This window comes from Streptomyces sp. NPDC104309, assembly GCF_055584025.1.
This window is the reverse complement of the sequence record NZ_JBVJMV010000004.1, coordinates 43,877-70,401: the sequence shown is the minus strand read 5'-3', so window position 1 is coordinate 70,401 and position 26,525 is coordinate 43,877. Positions and strand designations below refer to the sequence as shown.

The following is a 26,525-nucleotide window of genomic DNA, read 5'->3' as shown; positions in this document are numbered from 1 at the left end:
ACGGCCGGTCCGGGCCGCGGCGGCGAGCCCGGACGGCCCCACGCAGTCGGCGACGATCACGGAGGAATCACCATGGGCCGCCCGACCGGGGCGTCCGACGCGCCCGCCGCACCGGCAGCGGGCGGAAGCTGGGACCTCCGCTCCCGGGCCCTGGTCTCCGGGTCCCTTGCGTCCGACGGGGCCGTCGTCGCCCACGAGCCCCTCGTTTCCAGGATGCCCGTCGCCGAGTTCTCCGACCCGGTCCGGGGACCGTCGACACCGGATCCCGCGGTTCCCGCGGCAGCCGCGGGGAGATCTCCCCACCCGGCTTCCGGCGCCGAGCCCGCCGCCCCGCGACCCGTCGCGGGGGACGCCGGTGCGGAGCGAGTCGTCGCGGATGACGCCGGCACCCCGCGAGCCGTCGCGGGGGACGCCGACGTGGAGCGAGCCGTCGGTACGGGGCGAGCCGTTAGTGCGGAGGAAGCCGCCAGGGATGACGTGGATACCGGGCGAGCCGTCGCGGAGGACGCCGACGTGGAGCGAGCCGCTGGCGCGGGGCGAGCCGTTGCTGCGGAGGAAGCCTACGCAGCGCAGCCCGCCGGGGCGCCGGGTGCCGGAGAACGGGCCACCGGAGAGGAGACCTCCGGAAAGGAGACCGCTGGCGGGCAGCGCCCCGGCGGACAGCCCTCCGGAGAGCAGTCCCCCGGAGAGCGGGCAGCCGCCCCCCGCGCCCCCGAGATCGCGCCCGCCGCTCCGGCGCGCAGGCTCGGCGCCTCGCGCCGCGGTCCCGCCGATCCCGTGAAAACGCTGATGCACCGCCATCGCGCGCTGTGCGAACGGGCCGTCGATCCGTTGGAGATCGCCGCCGGGCTCGAAGCCCACGGCGTCACCGACCGGACCGCCGCCCGTTACCGGCACCGCGATGTCTTCTCGCTCGCCGAGGAGCTCTTCGCCCGGGTACCCCCCGTCACGGGGGAGCCCGCAACAGGCTTCCGCGCGCCGGAGCGTGACACCGAAACGCGCGCCGCCTGGACGCTCCGGGCGCTGGTGCCGGGCGCCGCTTGTCTCGCGACCGCCGGAGCGCTGAGGCTCACGGAGGGCGCTCTTGGTGGTCAGGGACGGTTCGTCATCACCCTCGTCGGAGCGCTTGTCGCACTCATCGGCCTCGTCCTCAGCCTGCGCAGCGGTCCCCTGCACGCCGAGAGCGGCTCCTCGGGCACCGCCCATGTCTACAGCTGCTGGCTCCTCGGCTACGTCCTCTACGGTGACGCGCTGCTCGACCAGGTCCTCAGCGGCGGCCCCGAAGGCCCCTGGACGATCACCCCCGCACCGCTGCTGGGGCTGGCCCTCTCCGTCGCCCCGGCCGCCTGGTGCGCGCACCTCTTCTCCGTCCACGCACACCGCAAACTCATTGGCAGCCGTGCGCTGGAGGAGTTCGCCGCAGGCGTGCGCCCCCTGCTGTTCGGGGCCGTCGCGCTCCACCTGGGCGCCCTCGCCGGGCTGTTGTACCTCGCCCACCTGGGATACGGCGGCGGCGGCGCCTTCATCGGGGCGGCCGCGCTCGGGGTGCTGCTGCTGCTGGCCCGGCTGCTGAGCGTCCACGGCCTTCCCGGGCCCGCCGCCGCCGGACTCGCCACCGCCTGCGCCGCAGAGGCCCTGGCACCCGCCCTGGTCCTGGCCGGGCGGCTGCCCGGTCTGCACGTCCTCGCCCGCCCCGTCGACGTACTCGTCGCGGCGGCGGGCACCGGAGCCGTACCCGCCGTCGCCTGTGGCGCAGCCGCGCTCGGGCTGCTGATCACCGCCACCGTCGCCCTCTCCCGGGCGTCCGCCCACACCCCAGCTCACTTCGGCGGCGAAACCCGCACCACCGCGTAACCGCGCGACCAGAACCGCACCACCCGCACGCCCCGCGGAGCCGACGCCGCGGGTCCTTTCCCCGTACCGCACCTCACTTCCTCAAGGAGACACCGGACATGACCCCCCAATCCCCCGCACCGGCAGCCAGCCGTCGGCACGAAGGGGGCGCACGATGAGGGTGCTGCTGCTCGGAGCCAACGGATTCCTCGGCCGTTTCGTGGCCGACCGCCTGCTCGCCGACCCTGCCGTGCACCTCACGGCGCTCGGCCGCGGCGACGACGCCGACGTACGGTTCGACCTCGCCAGCGGCAGCCCCGGCGCGCTGACCCGCTTCCTGGACGCGGTCCACCCCGGAGTCGTCGTCAACTGCGCGGGTGCCACCCGGGGCGGGGCCCGCGATCTGACCCGCCACAACACCGTCGCCGTCGCCACCGTCTGCGAGGCGATGCGGCGCAGTGGCTGTACGGCCCGGCTCGTGCAGGTCGGCTGTTCCTCGGAGTACGGGCCCTCGCAGCCCGGCTCATCGACCGCGGAGGACGCGATCCCGCGCCCCGGCGGCCCGTACGGCGTCAGCAAGCTCGCCGCCACCGAACTCGTCCTCGGCTCCGGCCTCGACGCGGTGGTGCTGCGGGTCTTCTCCCCGGTCGGCCCCGGCACCCCGGCCGGTTCACCGCTCGGCAGGCTCGCCGAGGCGATGCGCCGGGCCATGCAGTCCGGCGACGGCGAGCTGAAGCTCAGCGGCCTCGGCGTGCAGCGCGACTTCGTCGACGTGCGCGATGTCGCGCGCGCCGTGCACGCCGCCTCGCTCTCCGCCGCGCAGGGCGTCGTCAACATCGGCACCGGCCGTGCCGTGCGGCTCCGGGACGCGGCCGCCGTCCTCGCCAGGGTCGCCGGATACGCGGGCGCGCTCCACGAGCTCGACCCGCCCCCGCCCCGGCTGCCCATCGGCGCCCCGCGCACCTCGACCGAGTCGGTCATCGAGCACCTCTCGGCGACCCCGTCCCCCTACCCCGACGGCTGCGGCGCCTGGCAGCAGGCCGACGTCCGCACCGCCAGGGACCGGCTCGGCTGGCGCCCCCGGATCAACCTGGAGGAGTCCCTCGCCGACATCTGGATGGAGGCGGCGTGCCGTATCTGACCCCCACCGGCACCGTCCGTCGGACCGGCGGCGCCGAACAGCTCGGCTTCGGCGTCCCCGGTTACGCGCATCCGCTGCTCGCCCCGACCGAGTGGGCCGAGCTGGTCCGTCCCGGCACCCCGCTGCACTGGGCGGTCCTCAACATCGACTCCGGCCCCGGCGCCCGCCCCGACCCGCACTGTCTGGAGGCCGCGGGCCGGCTCCGCAACGCGCGGGAGCGGGCGGTGCACGGCGATGCCCCGCAGGACTCCGTGCGCGCGGCGGGCGGGCGGCTGCTCGGCCATCTCGATCTGGCCTTCGGCAGCCGCTCGTTCGGGGAGCTGATCGCCGACGCGCAGTCCTTCCTCGACTGGTACCGCGTCGACGGCTTCTATCTCGGCCGGTGCCCGGCCGGGCGTGACGGACTCCCGGCGGTCCGCCGTCTCACCAGCACGCTCGCCACGCTCCTCGAACACGGCGACCGAGGCGAGGGGATCGGTCCGCTGGTGCTGGGGCTGGGCACCCACCCCCACCCGGGCTACGCCGAGGCCGCCGACCAACTGGTCACCTTCTCCGGCCCCTGGACCGACTACCGCTGGTCGCAGGTGGCGGAGTGGACCGCCGCCTACCCGCCGGAGCGGTTCGCGCACTTCGTCCACGGGGTTCCTCGCACCCACCTCGAAGAGGCCATGCGCATCGCCCGCTGGCAGGGTGCGGGCACCATCTTCTTCACGGACCGGGACGATCAACACGGGCAAACGGACCCCTTCGCGGCGCTGCCCAGCTACTGGGACGAAATCGTCTCGCGGAGCGGACCTGGTATCTCGGAATGAGGAGGGGCGTGGCAGTGTTACCGAGAGAACAACCGTACGTAGCCGAAGTACGTAGAAACCGACCACCTGCATTGTTGAGGTTCCTGTGTCGCTGCCACCCCTGGTCGAGCCAGCTGCTGAGCTCACCGTCGACGAGGTCCGCAGGTACTCCCGCCACCTGATCATCCCGGATGTCGGGATGGACGGGCAGAAGCGGCTGAAGAACGCGAAGGTGCTCTGTGTCGGCGCCGGCGGTCTGGGTTCGCCGGCCTTGATGTACCTGGCCGCCGCCGGTGTCGGAACGCTCGGCATCGTGGAGTTCGACGAGGTCGACGAGTCGAACCTGCAGCGCCAGATCATCCACAGCCAGGCCGACATCGGCCGTTCCAAGGCCGAATCCGCCAAGGACTCGGTGCTGGGCATCAACCCGTACGTGAACGTGGTCCTGCACGAGGAGCGGCTCGAAGCCGACAACGTGATGGACATCTTCGCGCAGTACGACCTGATCGTGGACGGCACGGACAACTTCGCCACCCGCTATCTGGTCAACGACGCGGCGGTACTGCTGAACAAGCCGTACATCTGGGGCTCGATCTACCGGTTCGACGGCCAGGCGTCCGTCTTCTGGTCCGAGCACGGCCCCTGCTACCGCTGCCTCTACCCGGAGCCGCCCCCGCCCGGCATGGTCCCCTCCTGCGCCGAGGGCGGCGTGCTCGGGGTGCTCTGCGCCTCGGTCGGCTCCATCCAGGTCACCGAGGCCATCAAGCTGCTCGCCGGCATCGGTGACCCGCTGGTCGGCCGGCTGATGATCTACGACGCCCTGGAGATGCAGTACCGCCAGGTCAAGGTCCGCAAGGACCCCGACTGCGCGGTCTGTGGCGAGAACCCGACCGTCACCGAGCTCATCGACTACGAGGCCTTCTGCGGCGTCGTGTCCGAGGAGGCCCAGGAGGCGGCGCTCGGCTCCACGATCACTCCCAAGCAGCTCAAGGAGTGGATCGACGCGGACGAGAAGATCGAGATCATCGACGTCCGCGAGCCGAACGAGTTCGAGATCGTCTCGATCCCCGGTGCCAGGCTGATCCCGAAGAACGAGTTCCTGATGGGCAACGCCCTCCAGGACCTCCCGCAGGACAAGCGCATCGTCCTGCACTGCAAGACCGGTGTCCGCAGCGCCGAGGTCCTCGCGGTCCTCAAGTCGGCGGGTTTCGCCGACGCGGTGCACGTGGGCGGCGGCGTGATCGGCTGGGTCAACCAGATCGAGCCCGAGAAGCCGGTGTACTGAGCGATTGCCGCACGGGCACCGTCGTGCCGAAGGGGCCGGTCCGCGCACTGCGGACCGGCCCCTTCGACGTACACACACTCCGCGTCACGAGCAGGTCTTGCCGTCCGCCGGAACCTTCCCGTCCAGGAAGTACGCGTCCACGGTCGCCGTCACGCACGCGCTCTCGCCGTACGAGCCGTGCCCCTCGCCCTTGTTGGTGAGCATGACGCCGACGCCCTTGCCCAGCTCGTCCGCCATCCTCCGGGCGCCCTCGTAGGGCGTCGCCGGGTCGCCGGTCGTACCGACGACCAGGATCGGACCGGCGCCCGGGGCGCTCGCCTCCGGATGGTCGTGCTCGCCCTTCACCGGCCACTGCGCGCACCAGCCGGCCGTGTCCCATGCCAGGAAGGGGCCGAACACCGGGGACAGTTTCCGGAACTCGGGAAGCAGGGCCCGCGCCTCGGCCGCCGTCGGCCGGAGTCTGCTGTCCGCGCAGGAGATGGCGCGCTGCGAGTGGTTCTGGGTGTCGTAGTGCCCCTTCTCGTCACGACCGTTGTACGCGTCGGCCAGCCGCAGCAGCATGGTGCCGGTGCCGCTCTTCTCGGCCTCGTCCAGCGCCCGGGTCAGATACGGCCAGCTGCTCTTGGAATAGAGCGGCATGACGATGCCGGTGATGGCCAGCGACTCGTTGAGCTCACGGCCCGAGTTCGTCGGCAGCGGCTTCTTGTCGATCCGTTCCAGCAGCCGGGCGATGCGCCGCGTTCCGGCCTTCGGGTCCTGGCCGCGGTCCTTGAGGTAGTTCTCCAGTGCCCGCTGGAAACCGGTCGCCTGGTTGCGGGCGTGCCCGATCGCGTCCGCGGTCGGGTCGACGACGGCGTCCAGGACGGTCCGGCCGACGCGCTCGGGGAAGAGGTGGGCGTAGGTGCCGCCGAGCTCTGTGCCGTAGGAGACGCCGAAGTAGTTGAGCTTCTTCTGGTCCAGCACCTGACGGATCAGATCCATGTCCCGGGCCGCGTTGGTCGTACCGACGTACGGCAGAACCTTGCCGGAGCGGCGCGCGCAGCCGGCGCCGAAGTCCGCGCCGTCCTTCAGGAACGCCGCCTCCTCCGCCGGCGTGTCCGGGGTCATGTCGACCTTCCGGTTGGCGTCCTCCGTCTCCTTGTCGGTACGGCAGTTCACTCCCGCGCTGGCCGCGACCCCGCGCGGATCGAAACTCACCAGGTCGTAGCGGGTGTTGAGCTTGCGGTACGAGTCGGCGAGCCGCGGCAGCATCGAGACCCCCGAACCGCCGGGGCCGCCGAAGTCGAACAGCATCGCGCCGAGGCGCCGGGCCGGGCCCTGGGCATCCTTGCGGATCACCGCGATCCCGATGGTGTCGCCATCCGGCTTCGCGTAGTCCAGCGGCACCTTGACCGTGGCGCACTGCCAGTCGTCGCCGGGTTCGTTGCCGCCCGCGGGGGCCTTGCAGGTGTTCCAGTCCACCTGCTGGGAGGTGAGGGCCGCAGGCAGCGGGGGTGAGCCCGGCCGCCCGTCCGGCGTGGCGGACGAACCGCCGGACGCGGACGCCGCACCGGGGTCCGTCGGGTCGGCCGGTTTGTCGTCCGTACCACTGTCACAGCCCGCGAGCAGGCCCGTCAGCAGAAGTGCGGCGCCGGCCAGAGCCCCGGCGCGTGCGTGTCCGACCATGTGTTGCGTCCTCCCCGATGTGCGTGTTCACGACGACGTACAGAAAGTCAGCCCTTGCGGCCTCTCGTTCGGATCATGCCGGGCTCGCGTGATCCAGACCAAAGACCCTGGGCCGTGTCGCCGAACCGCCGTCCGCCCTGCGACACGACCTCCTGGGACAGAACACCCGGGGCGTCTCGGGCCGGTCGTTCACTTGCAGACGGTGCCGGCCGCCGGAACCGTGCCGTCCAGCAGATAGGCGCTCACGGCCTTCTGCACACAGGGGTTTCCGCTGTTGTACGCGCCGTGCCCCTGGCCCTCGTACGTCAGCTCCACCCCCACACCCTTGCCCAGCGCGTCGGCCATCGCCTTCGCTCCCGCGTACGGGGTCGCCGGGTCGCCGGTGTTGCCGATGACGACGATGGGGGGCGCGCCGGGCGCGCTGACGTCCGGGGTCTTCCAGGCGCCCGCCACCGGCCAGCCGGTGCAGGTCATCAGACCCCAGCCCAGATAGTCACCGAAGAGCGGCGAGGCGGACCGGAACTCCGGAAGTTTCGCCTTGGTCTGATCCGAGGTGAAGCGCTGCTTGGAGTCGGCGCAGCTGACGGCGGTGTTGGCAGCCACCAAGTTGTCGTAGCGACCGTCTTCGGAACGGCCGTTCAGCGAGTCGGCGAGGGCGAGGAGCAGCGCGCCGTTCCCGCCGTCGGCCTCGTCCACACCCTGTTCCAGCAGCGGCCAGGTCTCCTTGGAGTAGAGGGCGGCCGCGATGCCGGTGGTGGCCAGGGTCTGCGTCAGCTGCCGGGACCCGAGCCCCGGGATCGGCTTCTTCTCCAGCCCGGCGAGAAGGCCGGAGATGCCCTGTTCGACCTCCTTCCCGGTGGCACCGGGAAGCTTGCAGGCGTCACCGCGGGCCGCGCAGTCCTTGGTGAAGTTGTCCAGCGCGAGCTGGAACCCCTTGGCCTGGCCGAGTGAGGCCTGCTCGGTGTCCTGGGTCGGGTCCACCACCCCGTCCAGCACCGACCTGCCGACGTTCTTCGGGAACAAGTTGGCGTAGACGCCGCCCAGCTCGGTGCCGTACGAGATGCCGAAGTAGTGGAGCTTCTTGTCGCCGAGCACCTGGCGCATCAGGTCCATGTCACGGGCGGCGTTGGTGGTGCCGACGTAGGGGAGTTTCTTGCCGGAGTTCTTCTTGCAGGCCAACGCGAACGTCTTGATGTCCTTGACGAAGGAATTCACCTCGGCGGCGGTGTCCGGAGTGCCGTCGCTCTCGAAGCGGACATCGAGCTGCTGGTCGGTCTCGCACTCCACGCCCGCGCTGCGGCCGACCCCGCGCGGGTCGAAGCTGACCAGGTCGTAGCGGGAACGAAGCTTCTCGTAGTCGGTGCCGAAGGCGGGCAGGGTGGCCACACCGGAGGCGCCGGGGCCGCCGAAGTTGAAGATGAGGGAGCCGATCCGCTTGTCCAGGTTCCTGGCCCTGGCCCGGATGAGTGCCAGCTCGATCGTCTCGCCGTGCGGCTTCGTGTAATCGAGCGGCGCCCTCATGAAGGAGCACTCCCAGGGGGTCCCGCCTGGCAGCGGCGTCGGCACCCCTCCGCTGCCCTGTGCCGGGGACGGGGCAGGGCACGGCTTCCACGTGAGCTTCTGGGAGGCGAGGTCGCCGGAGCTGCTCGCCTCGGCGGCGTTCGCCGCGAGCGGGGAGCTCCGGGGCCCGTCCGGGCCGTCCTCGCTGCCGCTCTCCGAGCAGGCGGTGATGGGAAGGAGCACGGTGACGGCGGCGGCGAGAGCGGCGGCACGCAGGGCGGGGGAGGTCCTCATGGCCCCATCGTGCGGTGGGAACCGGACCGGTGCACGAGGCACGGTCCAAGCGGGTGGCGGTTCTCTCGCCCGATCGGCCGACCGGCCTTGCGGATGTCGGGCCGTCCCGGCGGACGTCCGGCCAGGGGCGGGGAGGGCCGGACCGGCTTCGTGTATGTGGGGCAGGGCTTGCGGACGTCGAGCCGGGGTCGGGGAGGGCCGGACCGGGGTCGCGTACGTGGGGCCGGGGCAGGGCAGGCCGGATCGGCTTCTCGTGCGGGGGCCGGCCTCGGACGAGCCGTCAGGCCGCCGAGGACCGTCCGGCCGCCGAGGACCGTCAGAGCTCGCCCTTGCGGGTCAGATGGTTGAAGCAGAGCCAGCCGGGAAGCACCGGCAGCCACAGCGTCAGCAGCCGATAGAGCAGAACGGCCGGTGCCGCGACCTCCTTCGGCAGGCCGACCGCGATCAGCCCCAGCGTCAGCGCGCCCTCCACCGCGCCCATTCCGCCCGGTGTGGGCGCCGCCGACCCCAGCGCGTTGCCGGCCAGGAAGACCACCGCGATGCTCGCGTAACTGAGCCGCGGCACATCCGGACCGCTGAACGCCCGGACCGACGCGTCCAGGCACATCACGAACACGCCGGTCAGCAGCAGCATCCCGCCGATGCCCGTCAGCAGCTTCTGCGGGCGCTGCACCACGTCGAGCATGCGGGGAACGACTCCGGCGAACAACGACCGCACCCGTGTCACCACGAACTTCCGCAGGAACGGAACCGCCGTCACCACCAGCACCAGCACCGCCACCGTCAGCAGCCCGGCGATCACCGTCCTGGACGGGGTGAGCGAGGACGGGGTCTTCTCCGTACCGGTCAGATAGCCGAACGCGGCCAGCAGCAGAATGTGGCAGCCGAGACCGAACAGCTGCGAGGCGCCGACACTCGCCACGGCGAGCCCCGGACGCACTCCCGCACGCTGCAGGAAGCGCGTGTTCAGCGCCACGCCGCCGACCGCGGCCGGGGCGACGAGCTTCACGAAGGAGCCGGCGACCTGCGCCAGCACGGTCCTGCCGAACGGCACCCGTTCCGGCACGAAGCCCAGCAGGCTCATCGCCGCCGCGACGTAGCTGAGGGCCGAGAAGCCGACCGCGGCCGCCACCCAGCCCCACTCCGCCTGCTCGACGACCGCGCCGAAGTCGGCCTGGGTGACCTGTGAGATGAGGAAGTACGCGGCGATCGCGCCGGCGATGCAGCTGAACAGGGTGCGTGCCTTGATGCGCTCCAGCCGGACCGGTTCGACCGGTGCCTGTGGCCGGATCAGCAGCACCTGCTGTCGCATCTGGGAGAGCAGATCCTCTTCGCGCGCCTCTTCCAGCGCGTCGTCCATGGCCCGCTTCTCGGCCTGCTTATGGTTGCGCAGCGACTTCCGTGCGGCCTTGCGCGCGGCCTTGTGGTCGGCCGCGCGTTCGGGCCCCGCTCCGGCGGCGGCCGTGTCCTGGGCCGCCCCGTGTTCGAGCGCCCTCGCGCGCTTGGCCGCGTCCGACGCGTCGAGCACCGCCTCGCGCTCGCGCTGCGAGCGTTCCCGGGCGAGCCTGCGCAGGGTCGCCCGGGTGGAGCGGCTCAGCGCGATCGGCTGGAGCAGCGGCAGGCAGTCCGCGACGGCATCGGGGCCGAGCACCTCCAACGCGCCGGCGACGGCCCGCTCGGCACCCACCCGCAGGCCGGTGGTGGTCAACAACTGGGCGACGTCCATCCGCAGGACCAGATCACCGGCCGCGATCTCGCCGCCGCGCAGATCGGTGACGAACACCTTGCCGGAACGGTCGACCAGGATGGCGTCCCCGGTGAGCCTGCGGTGCGCGATCCGCCGCGACTGGAGCGCCTTGACCTGGCGCCAGGCCCCGCGCACCAGCTCGTCCGTGATCTCCGAGTCCTCCAGCGCGTCCAGCGAACGGCCGCCGATGTGCTCGTACACCAGCATCACGGCGTCGGGGCCGAGCTCGGAGGTGGCGATCAGCTTCGGCGCGTTGGCCCCGGCCGCGATCGCCGCGTACGCGAGCAGCGCCTCCTGCTCCAGCGCCTGACGCAGCGACTGGATGGAGCGGCGCTGGGTGATGCCGCGCAGGGTGAGCCTGCGCCAGACCCGGTAGAAGAAGCCCTGGGCCTGTTGCTCACGGTCGACGACCGTCACATCCAGGGGTGGCCCGTCCTCCAGGGTGACCAGATAGCGGCGCCCCCGGTCGTTCTGGTCGCCGGAGTCGGGGGTGTCCTCGGCGCGCATCGCGTTGACCGGGTGGAAGCCGACATGGCGCAGACCGGCCATCAGGTGCTGGCCGGTCGGCCGGACGTTCGGCGAGCCGACCGCGTACAGCGTGCCGTACGCCACGGTCCAGCCGATCAGCACGGTGAGGACGATCGAGAACGGGGTCGTGTAGCCGCCGACCAGCATGGCGAACGCGTCGAGCAGCAGCACCACCCACAGCACGACCCGCCAGCGCGGCCGTCTCGCCATCCCGACCGCCGTCATATAGGCGATCACGGGAGCGAGATAGCCGTGGACGGGATCGGTGAGCGCGTCACCGGGCTGCGGCTGGGTCAGGGCGTCCTGGATGGTGCCGGGGGCGGACTTGGCCACCCACAGGTCGGCGGCGAGCGTGACGCCGTGCGCCAGCACGGCGGCGAGCACGCCGTCCGCGATCCGTAGCCCGTCGCGTTTGATCAGCCGCTCGATGGCGAAGGCGACGGGGACGAGGAGCACGGCGATGCTGGAGACCAGACCGGCGAGCTTGATCAGGACATCGGGTGCCTGGCCGGTGCCCTTGTTGATGTCCTGTTCGAGACCGGTGGTCGTGCCGTGGGCGAACGCGGCGATCGAGAACAGGACGACGATCGCCAGGACACCGATGAGCAGTCGCATGAGATCGGAGGGCCGGTGCACCCGGGCGGGGAGCAGCGGCTCGTCCCCCGAGACGCGTTCGGCCTGTTCCGCCGCGGCGGCCGAGAGCGTCGAGCCGGCCAGATGCTCGGGGAGCGCCTGCTGTCCCGCACCGGACCTCTCCTGCCCCGCACGGGAAGCATCCCGCTCCGCGGGGGAAGCCTCCCGCTCCGAACCGGGCTCTTCGGCGGGCCTGCCGGACGCGTCCGGGTGCGGTTCGGCGTCAGGGGCGTCCGCCGCCTTCGGTGGCTGCACGCCCTGCTCCTTCGTCGCCTCTGATTGGTCTTCGTGTTCTCGTATCACCGGTCACCGCCCGCACGATGGTGGCACGGCCCGGCGACAGAGGAGGGAATCAGGGTGCACTGCGCGGACACGCGAAGCGCAAGATACGCTCCTTTGTCCCCGCACGCACGCCCCGTGAAAGGACGCTCGCGGATCGCGCCGGACTGTCGGTGGAGTACGGCAGGATGGGCCGGATGAGCCAACACCGGACGAGCGGCGACGGGACGAGCGGCGACCGGGCGATCCACGACCGGGCGATCGATGAGGGCGCGATCGACGGCGGTGTGATCGACGGCCGGGCGGTCGACGAGCTGCCTCAGTACGCGGAGCGGGTGCTCGATGTCACCGAGCTGATCCCGCCGGGCCGTGTCATGACGTATGGAGATGTCGCCGAGTGGCTGGGCGACGGGGGCCCGCGCCAGGTCGGCCGGGTCATGGCGCTGTACGGGGCCGCAGTGCCGTGGTGGCGCGTGGTGCGTGCCGACGGGGCACTGCTGCCCGGCCACGAACTGCGTGCGCTGGGCCACTACCGGGAGGAGAGCACCCCGTTGCGCGAGGCCTCGCGCAGCGCGGAGGGGCATCTGCCGCGCCTCGACATGAAGCGGGCACGGTGGGACGGCGTCACCGGCGGCGCGGACGCGAGCGCGAGCGCGGGCAGGGACAAGGGTGGAGGTGCTCACACCTGACAGCTTCGGCCATTCGGGTGCGCAACGGGTGGTGGCGGGCCCGGCGCGTGATGCGGAACACGACGCGTTGCGCGGCAGCACCCGTGATGCGGCGCGTGGCGAGGGCGCCCGAGACACGGCGCGTGGCGACGGTTCCTGCGGCCCGGAGCGCGCCGACGGCGCCCGCGATGCGGCGCGTGGCGACCGCTCCCGTGGCCCGGAGCCTGCCGACGCCGCCCGCGATACGGAACGTGGCGACCGCTCCTGCGGCATGGAGCCCGCCGAGGGCGTCGGTGACGCGGAACGTGACGAGGCACGCAGTTGACTCGCCCCGCATCGCGCCCCCGCTGGCGTAGCGTCGTCAGTTCGCGGCACGCACCGCACCCTCATCACCAGTACACCCACCAGGACCGGCGAACCACGTGAGCTCCTCCTCCTTCACCCGGCACAGTCCGCACCGTCAGGCACGGCAGCGGACCGCGGGCGCGTACCGACTGGTGCGCACCCCGCCGGGCTCCGTGGATCCCCCTCTTCTGGACGCGGCGCAACGTGCGGTGGTTGATCACCCCGGCGGCCCGCTCCTGGTGCTCGCCGGACCCGGCACCGGCAAGACGACCACGCTCGTCGAAGCGGTCGCCGCACGTGTGGCGCGGGGCGGCGACCCGGCCCGCGTCCTGGTCCTCACCTTCAGCCGCAAGGCCGCCGTGGAGCTGCGCGACCGGATGGCCGCCAGACTCGGTGCCGCCCGCGGTCCGCAGGCCACCACGTTCCACTCCTTCTGTTACGCGCTGGTGCGCGCCCATCAGGACGCCGACCTCTTCGCCGAACCGATGCGGCTGCTCTCCGGTCCGGAGCAGGACGTCACCGTCCGCGAGCTGCTCGCCGGTCAGCTCGAACTCGAACAGGACGGTTTCGCGCACATCCGCTGGCCCGACGAGCTGCGGGCCTGTCTGACCACGCGCGGTTTCGCCGACGAGGTACGGGCGGTGCTCGCCCGCAGCCGCGAGCTGGGCCTGGGCCCTGACGCGCTGGCCGACTTCGCCCGCCGCACCGGCCGACCGGACTGGGGGGCCGCCGCCGAGTTCCTCGCCGAATACCTGGACGTGCTGGACGCGCAGGGGGTACTGGACTACGCCGAGCTGGTGCACCGGGCCGTGCTGCTCGCGGAGCGCCCCGAGGTCTCGGCGCTGCTGGCCGGGCGGTACGACGCGGTGTTCGTGGACGAGTACCAGGACACGGACCCGGCGCAGGTACGGCTGCTGCACGCGCTGGCCGGCAACCGGGGGAGCGTGCCGGGCGCGGGGGGCGGCCGGGACCTGATCGCGTTCGGTGACCCGGACCAGTCGATCTACGCGTTCCGGGGCGCCGATGTGAACGGCATCCTCGACTTCCCGGAGGCGTTCCGGCGGGCGGACGGCACTCCGGCCCCGGTCGGCGTCCTCACCACCTCGCGACGTTCCGGCGGACAGTTGCTGGCCGCCACCCGACTGCTCACCCGCCGGATGCCGCTGACCCGGCTGCCCTCGGCGAAGGTCCGCGCCCACCGGGAGCTCGCCGCGGTCCGCGAGGGCGGCAGCGTGGAGGCGTACACCTACCCGACCCCCTCCACCGAGCTCGACAACATCGCCGACCTGCTGCGCCGGGCACATCTGGAGGACGGCGTCCCGTGGAACGAGATGGCGGTGCTCGTACGGGCCGGGGGCCGCACGATCCCCTCGCTGCGCCGGGCCCTGACGTCGGCGGGCGTTCCCCTGGAGATCGACGGCGACGATCTCCCCCTGCGCCACGAACCGGCTGTGGCACCACTCCTGACAGCCCTCCGTGCCGTCGCGACAGCGGCGCTGCGCCAGGGTGCGGAGACCTCCGTGACAGAGACCTCCGTGGCAGAGATCTCTGTGACGGAGGACCCTGTTTCGGAGAACTCGGAGAACTCGGAGAACTCGGAGAACTCGGAGAACTCTGTTCCGGAAGGTGAAGAGGTCCGAGCTGAGGTGTCGGCGGAGGCGCCGGTGGAGACAGAGGTGCCCGATCAGGACCTCGGCCGGGAACCCGATCAGGTTTCCGATGTGGCTCACGGCCGGGACCTCGGCCGGGACCTCGGCCGGGAACCCGATCCGGCTCCAGGCCGGGCCCCCGCCTCCGAAGCGCCCTCCTGGCTGGACACCGAGACCGCCCTGACCCTCCTCACCTCTCCCCTCGGCTCCATGGACGCGGCCGATCTGCGTCGGCTCGGCCGGGCCCTGCGCGACGAGGAGAGGGCCGGCGGGAACCGCGTACCGGCGCCCTCCGGCGACCTGCTGGCCCGCGCGGTTGCCGAGCCCGAACGGCTCGTCGCGCACGATCCGGCGTACGCCCGTGGCGCCCAGCGCCTTGGCGCACTTCTACGCAAGGCGCGTGAGCTCCTCGAAGGCGGCGGTACCGCGGAAGAGGCCCTGTGGGAGCTGTGGTCCGGTACCCCGTGGCCGGGGCGGCTGGAACGTGCCGCGCTGCGCGGCGGGGCGGGCGGCCGCAACGCCGACCGCGACCTCGACGCCGTCTGCGCCCTCTTCGACACCGCGGCCCGCGCCGAGGAACGTACCGGCGGTCGCGGCGCGCTCAACTTCCTGGAGGAGGTCGACGCCCAGGACATCGCGGCCGACACCCTCTCCAGGCGCGTGGTGCGCCCCGACGCCGTTCGGCTGATGACCGCACACCGGTCCAAGGGCCTGGAGTGGCGCCTGGTCGTTGTCGCGGGAGTGCAGGAGGGGCTCTGGCCGGACCTGCGCCGCCGCGGTTCGTTGCTCGAAGCGGACCGGATCGGCCGTGACGGCCTGGCCGAACCGCTCACCCCCGGCGCCCTCCTCGCCGAGGAACGCCGCCTCTTCTATGTCGCGGCGACCCGCGCCCGGGATCGTCTCGTCGTCACCGCGGTCAAGGCGCCCGCCGACGACGGTGACCAGCCGTCCCGCTTCCTCGCCGAGCTCGGCGTCGAACCGCGCGACGTCACCGGCCGGCCTCGCCGCCCCCTCGCCGTCGCCGCGCTTGTGGCCGAACTCCGCGCCACCACCGTCGATCCCGACGCCTCCGACACGCTGCGCGAGGAAGCCGCCCGCCGCCTCGCCCGGCTCGCCGCGCTCACCGACGACGAGGGCCAGCCGCTCGTACCCGCGGCCCATCCGTACCGCTGGTGGGGCCTGTACGAGCCGACCCGCTCCGCCGTTCCGCTCCGCGACCGGGACCAGCCCGTGGCCCTCTCCGGCAGCGCGCTCGACCAGCTCGCCAACACCTGCGCGCTCCAGTGGTTCCTCGGCCGCGAGGTGAAGGCAGACGCCCCCGCGACGGCCGCACAGGGCTTCGGCAACGTCGTCCACGTACTCGCTGACGAGGTGGCGTCAGGACGCACCCCCGCGGACCTGGTCGTCCTGATGGAGCGGCTGGACTCGGTCTGGGACGGACTCGCCTTCGACGCCCCCTGGAAGTCCCAGCAGGAGAAGGAACAGGCCAGGGTCGCCCTGGAGCGCTTCCTGCGCTGGCATGTCATGGACCGGGCCGGCCGCACCCCCGCCGCGAGCGAGCACGACTTCGACGTGACGCTGGGGGCGGGGGAGTACGAGGTACGTATCCGCGGCTCCATGGACCGGGTCGAAGAGGACGCCGAGGGCCGGGCGTACGTCGTCGACTTCAAGACCGGCAAGCAGTCCCCGACCAAGGACGAGGTCACGCGTCACCCCCAGCTCGCCGTGTACCAGCTGGCTGTACGGGAAGGGGCGGTCGACGAGGTCTTCGACGGCCGCCGCCTCGTGCCCGGCGGCGCCGAACTCGTACAGCTGCGCCAGCCCGCCCCCAAGAAGGAGGGCGGCGACGCCCTTCCCAAGGTGCAGGCCCAGGAACCGCTCTCCGGGGAGTGGGTCTCCGATCTCCTGGCCACAGCCGCCGGCCGGGTCCTGGACGAACGCTTCACCCCCTCGACCGGCCAGCACTGCACGCACTGCGCCTTCCGGGCCTCATGCAGCGCACAGCCGGAGGGCCGCCACATCCTGGAGTGATCCTTTCGGCGTTTCTCCGTATGGTTGCGGGCGACCATGGCGTGGGTGTTGACGCAGGCGGACCGGGCCGGTGTCCGAACCGTGCCGTGCGAGACAGTCGTACGCGTGGCCGAATCATGGACATTCGACAGTGACACCGTGCCAGTGGCTCCGGACGAGGCGCTCGACGTGCTCAGGCTCAGGATCGCCGACGGGCAGCTTGAAACGTGGCTGACCAGCTCGTCCGGACGCCGGCTCGCTGTCGTCAGCAATGCCGAACGCGCGATGGTGATGCTCCTCGACAGCGAAGGTGACCCGGGCGCGCACGCGGTGGACCCCGGGGCCGAAGGCTGGAGCGACGGTTTCAGGCTGTCGAACGGCCAGGACGACGAGTACCTCGATGAGGACACCGTGCCGCTGGCCGAGGCACTCCGGATCGTCCGGCACCTCCTCTCGGCAGGCACCCCACCGGCCGACGCGGCCTGGACCGTCGACCGCTGACCGGACAGGCTGCGGCATCGGGCCGGATGCTCCAGTGCTCATGAGGCCGTCCTCGCAAGAAATGTCGAGGCGACCGTCCCCGTCCCTCGAAGCAGCCCCCTCGGAGCAGCCCCCCTCGGAGCAGCCTCTCCTCGAAGCAGCCGTCCTTCGAAGCAGTCCGGAACCGGGCCGACAGGCGGCCCTGTTGTCGGCCACCGCGTGGCTCCGTTGCCGTCCGCCGGATCTCCCGGGGCGGCCGGAGCCGGCGGCCGCCCCGGCACATTGTCAGTGCGCCCGGTTAGCCTCGGTCGGGTGTCCTCACGTATCACCGATCCCGAGCAGCTCAAGGAACTCCTCGGGATCCCGTTCACCCCGGAGCAGACGGCCTGCATCACAGCGCCGCCCGCCCCGCAGGTGATCGTGGCCGGAGCCGGGTCGGGGAAGACCACGGTGATGGCGGCGCGCGTGGTGTGGCTGGTGGGGACGGGACAGGTCGCCCCCGAGCAGGTCCTCGGGCTCACCTTCACCAACAAGGCGGCGGGGGAGCTCGCCGAGCGCGTCCGCAAGGCCCTGATCGCGGCCGGGGTCACCGATCCGGACGCCATCGACCCGGACGACCCCCCGGGCGAGCCCAGCATCTCCACGTACCACGCGTTCGCCGGCCGGCTCCTCACCGAGCACGGGCTGCGCATCGGGCTCGAACCCACTACCCGCCTCCTCGCCGATGCCACCCGCTACCAGCTCGCCGCCCGCGTGCTGCGCGAGGCCCCCGGCCCGTATCCGGCCCTGACCAGGTCGTTCCCCACACTGGTCAGCGATCTGCTGGCCCTCGACGCCGAGCTGGCCGAGCATCTCGTACAGCCCGAACAGCTCGCGGAGCACGACACCGACCTGCTCCGCACGCTCGAATCGGCCCGGCTCACCAACGCCGAGCTGCGCAAGATCCCCGAGACCGCGCAGGCCCGTCGTGAGCTGTTGCAGCTGACCCGCCGCTACCGCGAGGTCAAGAAGAGCCGCGACCTCCTCGACTTCGGTGACCAGATCGCGCTCTCGGCCGAGCTGGCCCTCACCCGCCCGGAGGTCGGCGCGATCCTGCGCGACGAATTCAGGGTCGTCCTGCTCGATGAGTACCAGGACACCTCGGTCGCCCAGCGCCTGCTGCTCTCCGCACTCTTCGGCCGACGCCCCGGCTCCGGCCGAGGCTCCGGCCCTGGCCCCGGTTCCGAGACGGCGGCTACGGAGACACCGACCGGAACGACCACCGACGCGGCGGCCGAATCGCCGAGGGCCGGGGTGCGGACGGCGGAGACCGCGGCCGGGGCGCGGACCGCGGAAGCGGCGGGGGCCGGCCACGCCGTCACCGCCGTCGGTGACCCCTGTCAGGCGATCTACGGCTGGCGCGGCGCCTCCGTGGCCAACCTCGACGACTTCCCGCTCCACTTCCCGCACGCCGACGGAACGCCCGCCACCCGCTACTCCCTCAGCGAGAACCGCCGCAGCGGCGGGCGGCTCCTCCACCTCGCCAACGGCCTCGCCGCACCCCTGCGTGCCATGCATGAGGGCGTCGAGGCGCTGCGCCCCGCTCCCGGCGCCGAACGGGACGGCACCGTCCGCTGCGCTCTGCTGCGTACCCACACCGAAGAGATCGACTGGCTCGCCGACTCGATCGCGCACCTCGTCAGGACCGGAAAGGCGCCCGGTGAGATCGCCGTCCTGTGCCGTACCGCGGGCGACTTCCCGGAGATCCAGGCCGCGCTGGTGGCCCGTGACATTCCGGTCGAGGTCGTCGGCCTGTCCGGGCTGCTGCATCTGCCCGAGGTCGCCGACCTCGTCGCGGTCTGCGAGGTCCTCCAGGACCCCGGCGCCAATGCTTCCCTGGTCCGGCTGCTCACGGGCCCCCGCTGGCGGATCGGCCCCCGCGACCTGGCACTCCTCGGCCGTCGCGCCCGCCTCCTCGTCCACCGCGCGGCCCACGGCGACGACGACGAATTCGACCCCGACCGCCGCCTCGCCGAGGCCGTCGAAGGCATCGATCCGGCCGAAGTGATCTCACTCGCCGACGCACTGGACACCTTCCTCGAATCGGGCGGAGGAGAGGACGACGGCCTTCCGTTCTCCACCGAGGCCCGCATCCGCTTCGCCCGCCTGGCCGCCGAACTGCGCGACCTGCGCCGCTCGCTGGCCGACCCCCTCATGGACGTGCTGCACCGCGTCCTCGTCACCACCGGCCTTGAGGTCGAGCTCTCCGCGTCGCCGCACGCCCTGGCCGCCCGCCGCCGTGAGACCCTCGCCAACTTCCTCGACGTCGCGGCCCGCTTCGCCGCCGTCGACGGCGAGGCCACCCTCCTCGCGTTCCTGGGCTTCCTGCGGACCGCCGTCCAGTACGAGAAGGGCCTGGACAACGCCCTGCCCGGCGGGGAGAACACCGTCAAGGTCCTCACCGCCCACAAGTCCAAGGGCCTGGAGTGGGATGTTGTCGCGGTGCCCGGTCTGGTCACCGGCCAGTTCCCCAGCAGCCAGTCCCGCGACGCCTGGACGTCCCAGTCCAAGGTCCTCCCGCACGCGCTGCGCGGGGACAAGGCCACCCTTCCCGTCATCCACGCGTGGGATGCCAAGGGGCTCAAGGGCTTCAAGGAGGAGATGAAGGAGCACCAGCACACCGAGGAGCTCCGCCTGGGATACGTCACCTTCACCAGGCCCCGCGGACTGCTGCTCGGCTCCGGCCACTGGTGGGGCCCGACCCAGAAGAAGCCGCGCGGCCCGTCCGACTTCCTGCACACGCTGTACGAGCACTGCGCGGCCGGACACGGCGAGATCGAGGCATGGGCGGACGAACCGGCCGAGGACGAGGAGAACCCGGCGCTCGCCGAGAAGGAGGCCGACCGGGCGTGGCCGCTTCCGCTGGACGGCATTGCGCTGACCCGCCGCCGGGCCGCCGCGGACACGGTGATGGCACATCTGGAGGCACTGGCCGCGTCAGGGGGCGTGCCGGACGCGTACGAAGCGCCCTCCTACGCCCCGGATCCGTCCGACGTTCCGGATCCGTACGACGCCCCGGATCCGTATGACGGCTCGTACGACGACGAGCTGTTCTCCGACGACGCCCCGTTCCCCGACAACGAGGCGTTCCCCGGAGACGCCGATGACTGGAACGCACTGTCGACGGAGCCCCCACGGGGTCCTGTCCCGTTCCCCGCCCCCGCTCATCTCCCCATTCCCACCCCCGCTCAGCCCCCCGCCCCCACACCACACGTCCCGGCCGCCCGCGCCCCCGAACCCACCGGGGACCGCCGCCTCACCCCCGAGGAGTCCCGCACGCTCGCCTCCTGGGACCGCGACCTCGACGCCCTCACCGGCGAACTGCGCCGCGCCCGCGCCACCGTGCGCGACGTCCTCGTACCCGCCTCGCTCTCCGCCACCCAGCTGCTGCGCCTGGCCGACGACCCCGACGGCTTCGCCCAGGAGCTGGCCCGGCCCATGCCCCGGCCTCCGCAGCCCGCGGCCCGTCGGGGCACCCGTTTCCACGCCTGGGTGGAGTCCCGTTTCGAGGAGCTGCCCCTGCCCATGCTCGGGCCGGACGAGCTGCCGGGCGGAGACGAGAGCGATGCCGAGATCGCCGACGAGCGCGACCTCGCGGCACTCAAGGAGGCCTTCGAGCGCACCCCCTACGCCCGCCGTACCCCGTACCGCGTGGAGGCGCCGTTCCAGATCACCCTGGCCGGCCGGGTGATCCGGGGCCGTATCGACGCGGTGTACCGCACCGGGGACACCTACGAGATCGTCGACTGGAAGACCGCCCGCGCCCATACCGCCGACCCCCTCCAGCTCGCGGTCTACCGCCTGGCCTGGGCCGAACTGCACGAGCTCCCGCTCACCGACGTCAGCGCCACGTTCCTGTACGTGCGCAGCGGGGAGACCGTCCGCCCCGTCCGCCTCCCGGGCCGCGCGGAGCTGGAGCGGCTCCTGCTGGACGAACCGCCTCCCACGGGCTAGGCCTCTCGTTCGGATCCTGCCGGGCTCGCATGCCCCGGCACCGCACCGCGCCTCGTCGCGTTGTCGTCGGTCGTCATGACTCCTTCGCCGAGCTCTCAGCTCCGGTCGAGCGGGGGAGACCCCGTCCGACGGCATTCCGGCGCCCTGCGGTCGCACGCACCGGACGATGCTCCGCGGAGGGCAAACCCCACTTGGCGAGGCACTAGGCTCAAGGCCATGAGCGACACCCCGGACAGCGCCGTCCGTACGTACACCGAGCAGCACCGCGCAGCCTTCCTCGACGACCTCGCCGACTGGCTGCGCATCCCGTCCGTATCCGCACAGCCGGTCCACGACGGGGACGTACGACGCAGCGCCGAGTGGCTGTCCGCCAAGCTCAGGGAGACCGGCTTCCCGGTCAGCGAGATCTGGGAGACGCCCGGCGCGCCCGCGGTCTACGCCGAGTGGCCGTCCGACGACCCGGACGCCCCGACCGTCCTCGTCTACGGGCACCACGACGTGCAGCCCGCCGCACGCGAGGACGGCTGGGACACCGACCCGTTCGAGCCGGTGATCCGCGAAGGCCGCATGTACGGGCGGGGCGCCGCCGACGACAAGGGGCAGGTGTTCTTCCACACCCTCGGTGTGCGGGCCCACCTCGACACCACCGGCCGCACCACCCCCGCCGTCAACCTCAAGCTGCTGATCGAGGGTGAGGAGGAGTCCGGCTCCCCGAACTTCCGCGCGCTGGTCGAAGAACGGGCCGCCCGGCTCACGGCCGACGCGGTGATCGTCTCCGACACCGGCATGTGGGACGAGAAGACTCCCACGGTCTGCACGGGCATGCGCGGCCTCGCCGAGTGCGAGATCGAGCTGCACGGCCCGGAGCAGGACATCCACTCCGGTTCGTTCGGTGGCGCGGTCCCCAACCCGGCGACCGCCGTGGCCCGGCTCGTCGCCGCCCTGCACGACGCGGACGGCCGGGTCGCGATCCCCGGTTTCTACGACGGCGTGACGGAACTCACCGACACCGAGCGCGCGCTCTTCGCCGAACTGCCCTTCGACGAGGCCACCTGGCTGCGCACCGCCAAGTCCCGGGCGGCTTCGGGCGAGGCCGGTTACTCCACGCTGGAACGCATCTGGGCCCGCCCCACCGCCGAGGTCAACGGCATCGGTGGCGGCTACCAGGGCGCCGGCAGCAAGACGATCATTCCCTCCTCCGCCCTCGTGAAGATCAGCTTCCGGCTGGTCGCGGGCCAGGACCCCGATCACGTCCAGCAGGTCGTACGAGCCTGGGCCGAGGCGCAGATCCCGTCCGGTGTCCGCCACCGGATCACCTTCGCGCCCGCCACCCGCCCCTGTCTGACACCGCTGGACCACCCGGCCCTGCAGGCCGTGGCCCGCGCCATGGGACGGGCCTTCGGCCAGCAGATCCTCTTCACCCGCGAAGGAGGCTCCGGGCCCGCCGCCGACCTGCAGGACGTGCTCGGCGCACCCGTCCTCTTCCTGGGCATCTCCGTACCGTCCGACGGCTGGCACGCTCCCAACGAGAAGGTCGAACTCGACCTTCTGCTCAAGGGCGTGGAGACAACCGCCCACCTCTGGGGCGAGCTGGCCGTCGCACTCCGCTGAATCCTCTGAACACCCGATCCATCCCGGGGGAGTAGGAAGCACCTGTGAGCACCTTCGACAACGCCACCGCAGACCGGCCCATCGGTCTCACCGCGCCCAGCGGCATCGATCGCGCGGCGCACCACCGCCTCGACGAGGCGTGGCTGTCCGCCGCCTGGAGCCACCCGACCACCCGTGTGTTCGTCGTCTGCGGCGGGCAGGTGCTGATCGACGACACCGCCGACGGCGGTACGGAGATCGTCATGACCCCGGCCTTCGAGGCCCCGGTCACCGAGACCCACCGCTACTTCCTCGGCACCGACGAGGACGGCGTCAGCTACTTCGCGCTCCAGAAGGACTCCCTGCCCGGCCGCATGGACCAGCCGGCCCGCCCGGCGGGCCTGCGCGAGGCCGGACTGCTGCTCGGCCCCCGCGACGCGAGCCTGATGGTGCACGCGGTGGCCCTGGAGAACTGGCAGCGCCTGCACCGCTTCTGCTCCCGTTGCGGCGAGCGCACGGTCATCGCGGCGGCCGGCCACATCCGGCGCTGCCAGGCATGCGGAGCCGAGCACTACCCGCGTACGGACCCCGCGGTCATCATGCTGGTGACGGACGAGCAGGACCGCGCCCTGCTGGGGCGCCAGGTGCACTGGCCCGAGGGCCGCTTCTCGACGCTCGCGGGCTTCGTCGAGCCGGGGGAGTCGATCGAGCAGTCCGTGGCCCGCGAGGTCTTCGAGGAAGCGGGTGTCACGGTCGGCGAGGTCGAGTACATCGCCAGCCAGCCCTGGCCGTTCCCGTCCAGCCTGATGCTGGGCTTCATGGCGCGGGCGACCTCCTCCGAGATCAATGTGGACGGCGAGGAGATCGAGGAGGCCCGCTGGTTCTCCCGCGAGGACCTGACGGCGGCCTTCGAGTCGGGCGAGATCATGCCCCCGTACGGCATCTCGATCGCGGCCCGCCTGATCGAACTCTGGTACGGCAAGCCACTTCCGAAGCCGGGCACCGTCGGCTGACGTGCCGGCCGATGCCGGCCGGACGGCTCACGAGACAGCGGAACGCCCCCTCCGGAGCTGCGCGACCGGAGAGGGCGTTCCCATATCGCGGGAAGGGCGGGTCAGGCGGCCAGCGCCTGCTTGACCTGGGCCAGGGACGGGTTCGTCATGACGGCCTCGACACCCGTGGAGCCGACCACCAGGACGGTGGGAACGGTCTGGTTGCCCCCGTTGGCCTTCTCGACGAAGGCGGCGGACTCCGGGTCCTGCTCGATGTTGATCTCGTTGTAAGCGATGCCCTCGCGGTCCATCTGGCCCTTGAGCCGACGGCAGTAGCCGCACCACGTGGTGCTGTACATCGTCACAGTGCCCGGCATGTCTTCGCACTCCTTTGTCTCATCAGTCTTCTCAGACTTGTCGTCTGTCTCATCCGTCTCATCCGTCACGCGGAGAAGCTGGAAAGTGCGTCGCCGCACGGAAAGGGAACGTACGCGAGCCGACCACCATTCCCGCTGCCGCCCCTCTGTCGCGCGGTGGACCGCCCTCCTCGCACCGAACTGCCACCCTCGCATCGAGGACCGCCACCCCCGTACCCCGCGCCGCGACCCTCGTACCGCACCGCCACTTTCCTGTCCGGGGCTGCTACCCCCGTACGGGACCCTCGTTCCCGCAGGGGACCGCCCCTCCCGCATTAGTACGACAGATACTGCTCGCCTGTGGACAACCTTCGCACCGGCCTCTTCCGACCTGGCAGCATGGCGGGGTGACAGCAGCAACGCATTCCTCCCTTTTCCCGCAGGTCCCCGAGTCGGCCGATGCCGTGCTCGACGGCCTGGACCCCGAGCAGCGCGAGGTCGCCGTGGCCCTGCACGGCCCGGTGTGTGTGCTGGCCGGAGCCGGTACGGGCAAGACGCGTGCGATCACTCATCGCATCGCCTACGGGGTGCGCGCCGGAATACTTCAGCCGACGAGCGTGCTCGCCGTCACGTTCACCAACCGGGCCGCGGGCGAGATGCGGGGACGGCTGCGCCTGCTCGGCGCGGGCGGGGTGCAGGCGCGGACGTTCCACTCCGCCGCCCTGCGCCAGCTCCAGTACTTCTGGCCGAAGGCGGTCGGTGGTGACCTGCCCCGGCTGCTGGAACGCAAGGTCCAGCTGGTCGCCGAGGCCGCGGCCCGCTGCCGCATCCGGCTCAACCGCAACGAGCTGCGCGATGTCACCAGCGAGATCGAGTGGTCCAAAGTCACCCAGACCGTGCCCGCCGACTATCCGGCCGTGGTCGCCAAGACCCAGCGGGACGCCCCGCGGGACCCGGCCGAGATCTCCCAGATCTACGCGATGTACGAGCAGCTGAAGCGCGACCGCTCGGTGATCGACTTCGAGGACGTGCTGCTGCTGACCGTCGCCATCCTTCAGGACCGCCACGACATCGCCGATCATGTCCGCCGTCAGTACCAGCACTTCGTCGTCGACGAGTACCAGGACGTCAGTCCTCTCCAGCAGCGGCTGCTCGACCTCTGGCTCGGCGACCGGGACACGCTGTGCGTCGTGGGTGACGCCAGCCAGACGATCTACTCCTTCACCGGAGCGACCCCCGACCACCTGCTGAACTTCCGCACCCGCCACCCCAACGCGACAGTGGTCAAGCTGGTCCGGGACTACCGCTCCACCCCCCAGGTCGTCCATCTGGCCAACGGACTCCTCGGCCAGGCCCGCGGCCGGGCCGCCGAGCACCGGCTGGAACTGGTCTCGCAGCGCGAGCCCGGCCCCGAGCCCTTCTACACGGAGTACGCGGACGAGCCCGCGGAGGCAGAGGGCACCGCGCGCCGCATCCGCGATCTGATCGCCGCGGGCGTCCCGGCCGGTGAGATCGCCGTGCTCTACCGGGTCAACTCCCAGTCCGAGGTCTACGAGCAGGCACTGGCCGACGCGGGCGTGCCGTACCAGCTGCGCGGAGCGGAGCGCTTCTTCGAGCGGGCGGAGGTACGGGAAGCGGGCGTCGCCCTGCGCGGCGCGGCCCGCGCGGGGGGCAACGACTCCCTGCTCGACGACGCGGAGGGGCTGCCGGCGGAGGTCCGTGCGGTGCTGTCCACCAAGGGGTGGACCGCGGAGCCGCCCGCGGGCTCCGGGGCGGTGCGAGACCGTTGGGAGTCCCTGGCCGCGCTGGTCCGGCTCGCCGAGGACTTCGAACGGGCCAAGCCGGGCGCGACGCTCTCCGATCTGGTGGCGGAGCTCGACGAGCGCGCCGCCGCCCAGCACGCCCCCACGGTCCAGGGGGTCACTCTCGCCTCGCTGCACTCGGCGAAGGGCCTGGAGTGGGACGCGGTCTTTCTGGTCGGGCTGACCGAGGGCATGATGCCGATCACCTACGCCAAGACCGACGAGCAGATCGAGGAGGAGCGCCGACTGCTGTATGTCGGCGTCACCCGCGCCCGCTTCCACCTCTCGCTGTCGTGGTCGCTCTCCCGCTCGCCCGGCGGCCGCGCCGGACGGCGCCCGAGCCGGTTCCTCAACGGACTGCGCCCCGGCTCCGTGCCGCTCGGTACGCGCGGCACGGCTGGTGGCGGCGGAATCGAACGGGGCCCCGGCCCGGTCGCCAAGCGCGGCCGGCGTGGCCCTGCCCGCTGCCGGGTCTGCGGCAAGACCCTGACGGATGCGGGCGAGATGAAGCTGATGCGCTGCGACGACTGCCCCTCCGACATGGACGAGGCACTGTACGAGCGACTGCGCGACTGGCGGGCGGTCCGGGCGAAGGAGATCGGTCAGCCCGCGTACTGCGTCTTCACGGACAAGACACTGATGGCGATCGCCGAGGCGGTGCCGGGCAGCGCGGGCGAGCTGGCCGGGATCTCCGGCGTCGGCGCGCGGAAGCTGGACCGGTTCGGGACCGCAGTACTCGCCATTTGTGCAGGTGAGACGGTAGAGGACGGACTTGGGGACGCCGTTGACGAGGTGTGAGAAAAACTCGTCGAAAAAATAGTTTGCGCCCGCCCCAGTCATCACCATAGGTTCTTAACCACGGGAACAGCGACTTCTCTGAAGCCCTGGTCCTGTGCTGTACTTATCCGAATACGTAGGACCGGCCCGCCGGTCCCCCCGAGACG

Annotated in this window: 16 protein-coding genes; 12 read left to right on the top strand and 4 right to left on the bottom strand. The window is 71.9% G+C overall.

All coding sequences use genetic code 11. The annotated features are described in order from the left end of the window. Window positions 1-789 precede the first annotated feature (789 nt). The 4 genes from ACZ68L_RS06620 (at window position 790) to moeZ (ending at window position 5,050) form a co-directional block, all read left to right on the top strand. Window positions 790-1,854 (top strand): hypothetical protein, encoded by a 1,065-nt coding sequence (locus tag ACZ68L_RS06620; RefSeq protein ID WP_469575273.1) that lies wholly within the window; start codon window positions 790-792, stop codon window positions 1,852-1,854. A gap of 154 nt (window positions 1,855-2,008) precedes the next feature. After that, window positions 2,009-2,974, top strand: coding sequence for an NAD-dependent epimerase/dehydratase family protein (locus ACZ68L_RS06615; RefSeq protein WP_469574672.1), 966 nt, complete (start codon window positions 2,009-2,011; stop codon window positions 2,972-2,974). Further along, on the top strand, window positions 2,962-3,786 hold the full coding sequence (locus ACZ68L_RS06610) for a spherulation-specific family 4 protein (RefSeq protein ID WP_469574670.1): 825 nt from the start codon (window positions 2,962-2,964) through the stop codon (window positions 3,784-3,786). Before ACZ68L_RS06615 ends, ACZ68L_RS06610 begins: the two co-directional genes overlap by 13 nt. Window positions 3,787-3,871: 85 nt before the next feature. Continuing rightward, complete coding sequence (gene moeZ / locus ACZ68L_RS06605; RefSeq protein WP_114246509.1) at window positions 3,872-5,050, top strand: adenylyltransferase/sulfurtransferase MoeZ; 1,179 nt, start codon at window positions 3,872-3,874, stop codon at window positions 5,048-5,050. Between the two features lie 84 nt (window positions 5,051-5,134). On the opposite strand, the gene ACZ68L_RS06600 is transcribed toward moeZ, so the two are convergent. From ACZ68L_RS06600 to ACZ68L_RS06590, 3 genes are all read right to left on the bottom strand, one after another. After that, on the bottom strand, window positions 5,135-6,715 hold the full coding sequence (locus tag ACZ68L_RS06600; protein WP_469574668.1) for an alpha/beta hydrolase: 1,581 nt from the start codon (window positions 6,713-6,715) through the stop codon (window positions 5,135-5,137). Between the two features lie 189 nt (window positions 6,716-6,904). Further along, window positions 6,905-8,509 carry an alpha/beta hydrolase gene (locus ACZ68L_RS06595; protein WP_469574666.1) on the bottom strand — a complete coding sequence of 535 codons (1,605 nt, stop codon included), beginning with the start codon at window positions 8,507-8,509 and terminating at the stop codon, window positions 6,905-6,907. 316 nt (window positions 8,510-8,825) lie between these two features. Then, on the bottom strand, window positions 8,826-11,672 hold the full coding sequence (locus ACZ68L_RS06590) for a lysylphosphatidylglycerol synthase domain-containing protein (RefSeq protein WP_469574664.1): 2,847 nt from the start codon (window positions 11,670-11,672) through the stop codon (window positions 8,826-8,828). A 221-nt stretch (window positions 11,673-11,893) separates the two neighbouring features. On the opposite strand from ACZ68L_RS06590, the gene ACZ68L_RS06585 reads away from it, so the two are divergent. The 7 genes from ACZ68L_RS06585 to nudC all read left to right on the top strand — a co-directional run bounded on the left by ACZ68L_RS06585 (window position 11,894) and on the right by nudC (window position 23,444). Then, complete coding sequence (locus ACZ68L_RS06585) at window positions 11,894-12,385, top strand: MGMT family protein (RefSeq protein WP_469574663.1); 492 nt, start codon at window positions 11,894-11,896, stop codon at window positions 12,383-12,385. Next, window positions 12,366-12,689, top strand: coding sequence for a hypothetical protein (locus ACZ68L_RS06580; protein WP_469574662.1), 324 nt, complete (start codon window positions 12,366-12,368; stop codon window positions 12,687-12,689). Before ACZ68L_RS06585 ends, ACZ68L_RS06580 begins: the two co-directional genes overlap by 20 nt. Window positions 12,690-12,786: 97 nt before the next feature. Beyond that, window positions 12,787-16,389, top strand: coding sequence for an ATP-dependent helicase (locus tag ACZ68L_RS06575; protein WP_469574660.1), 3,603 nt, complete (start codon window positions 12,787-12,789; stop codon window positions 16,387-16,389). Between the two features lie 138 nt (window positions 16,390-16,527). Continuing rightward, window positions 16,528-16,869, top strand: coding sequence for a hypothetical protein (locus ACZ68L_RS06570; protein ID WP_469574658.1), 342 nt, complete (start codon window positions 16,528-16,530; stop codon window positions 16,867-16,869). Between the two features lie 291 nt (window positions 16,870-17,160). Next, complete coding sequence (locus tag ACZ68L_RS06565) at window positions 17,161-20,841, top strand: UvrD-helicase domain-containing protein (protein WP_469574656.1); 3,681 nt, start codon at window positions 17,161-17,163, stop codon at window positions 20,839-20,841. Between the two features lie 216 nt (window positions 20,842-21,057). Next, the gene (locus ACZ68L_RS06560; protein ID WP_469574654.1) at window positions 21,058-22,452 is read left to right on the top strand and encodes a dipeptidase; all 1,395 of its coding nucleotides are present in this window, start codon (window positions 21,058-21,060) and stop codon (window positions 22,450-22,452) included. Between the two features lie 44 nt (window positions 22,453-22,496). Further along, window positions 22,497-23,444: an NAD(+) diphosphatase gene (gene nudC, locus ACZ68L_RS06555; RefSeq protein WP_469574653.1), complete on the top strand. Its 948-nt coding sequence runs from the start codon at window positions 22,497-22,499 to the stop codon at window positions 23,442-23,444. 101 nt (window positions 23,445-23,545) lie between these two features. On the opposite strand, the gene ACZ68L_RS06550 is transcribed toward nudC, so the two are convergent. Then, entirely contained in the window at window positions 23,546-23,800 is a 255-nt protein-coding gene (locus ACZ68L_RS06550) for a mycoredoxin (RefSeq protein ID WP_351075460.1), read from the bottom strand. 386 nt (window positions 23,801-24,186) lie between these two features. Here ACZ68L_RS06550 and ACZ68L_RS06545 point away from each other — a divergent pair, with 386 nt between their 5' ends. Beyond that, complete coding sequence (locus ACZ68L_RS06545) at window positions 24,187-26,379, top strand: ATP-dependent DNA helicase UvrD2 (RefSeq protein WP_469574651.1); 2,193 nt, start codon at window positions 24,187-24,189, stop codon at window positions 26,377-26,379. Window positions 26,380-26,525: the final 146 nt, after the last annotated feature.

What these genes read in the sequence shown, in the direction of transcription:
- ACZ68L_RS06600 (WP_469574668.1), bottom strand. Translation starts at nt 6,715, where the DNA reads ATGGTCGGACACGCACGCGCCGGGGCTCTGGCCGGCGCCGCACTTCTG.
- ACZ68L_RS06560 (WP_469574654.1), top strand. Translation starts at nt 21,058, where the DNA reads ATGAGCGACACCCCGGACAGCGCCGTCCGTACGTACACCGAGCAGCAC.
- ACZ68L_RS06615 (WP_469574672.1), top strand. Translation starts at nt 2,009, where the DNA reads ATGAGGGTGCTGCTGCTCGGAGCCAACGGATTCCTCGGCCGTTTCGTG.
- ACZ68L_RS06585 (WP_469574663.1), top strand. Translation starts at nt 11,894, where the DNA reads ATGAGCCAACACCGGACGAGCGGCGACGGGACGAGCGGCGACCGGGCG.
- ACZ68L_RS06550 (WP_351075460.1), bottom strand. Translation starts at nt 23,800, where the DNA reads ATGCCGGGCACTGTGACGATGTACAGCACCACGTGGTGCGGCTACTGC.
- ACZ68L_RS06595 (WP_469574666.1), bottom strand. Translation starts at nt 8,509, where the DNA reads ATGAGGACCTCCCCCGCCCTGCGTGCCGCCGCTCTCGCCGCCGCCGTC.
- ACZ68L_RS06620 (WP_469575273.1), top strand. Translation starts at nt 790, where the DNA reads ATGCACCGCCATCGCGCGCTGTGCGAACGGGCCGTCGATCCGTTGGAG.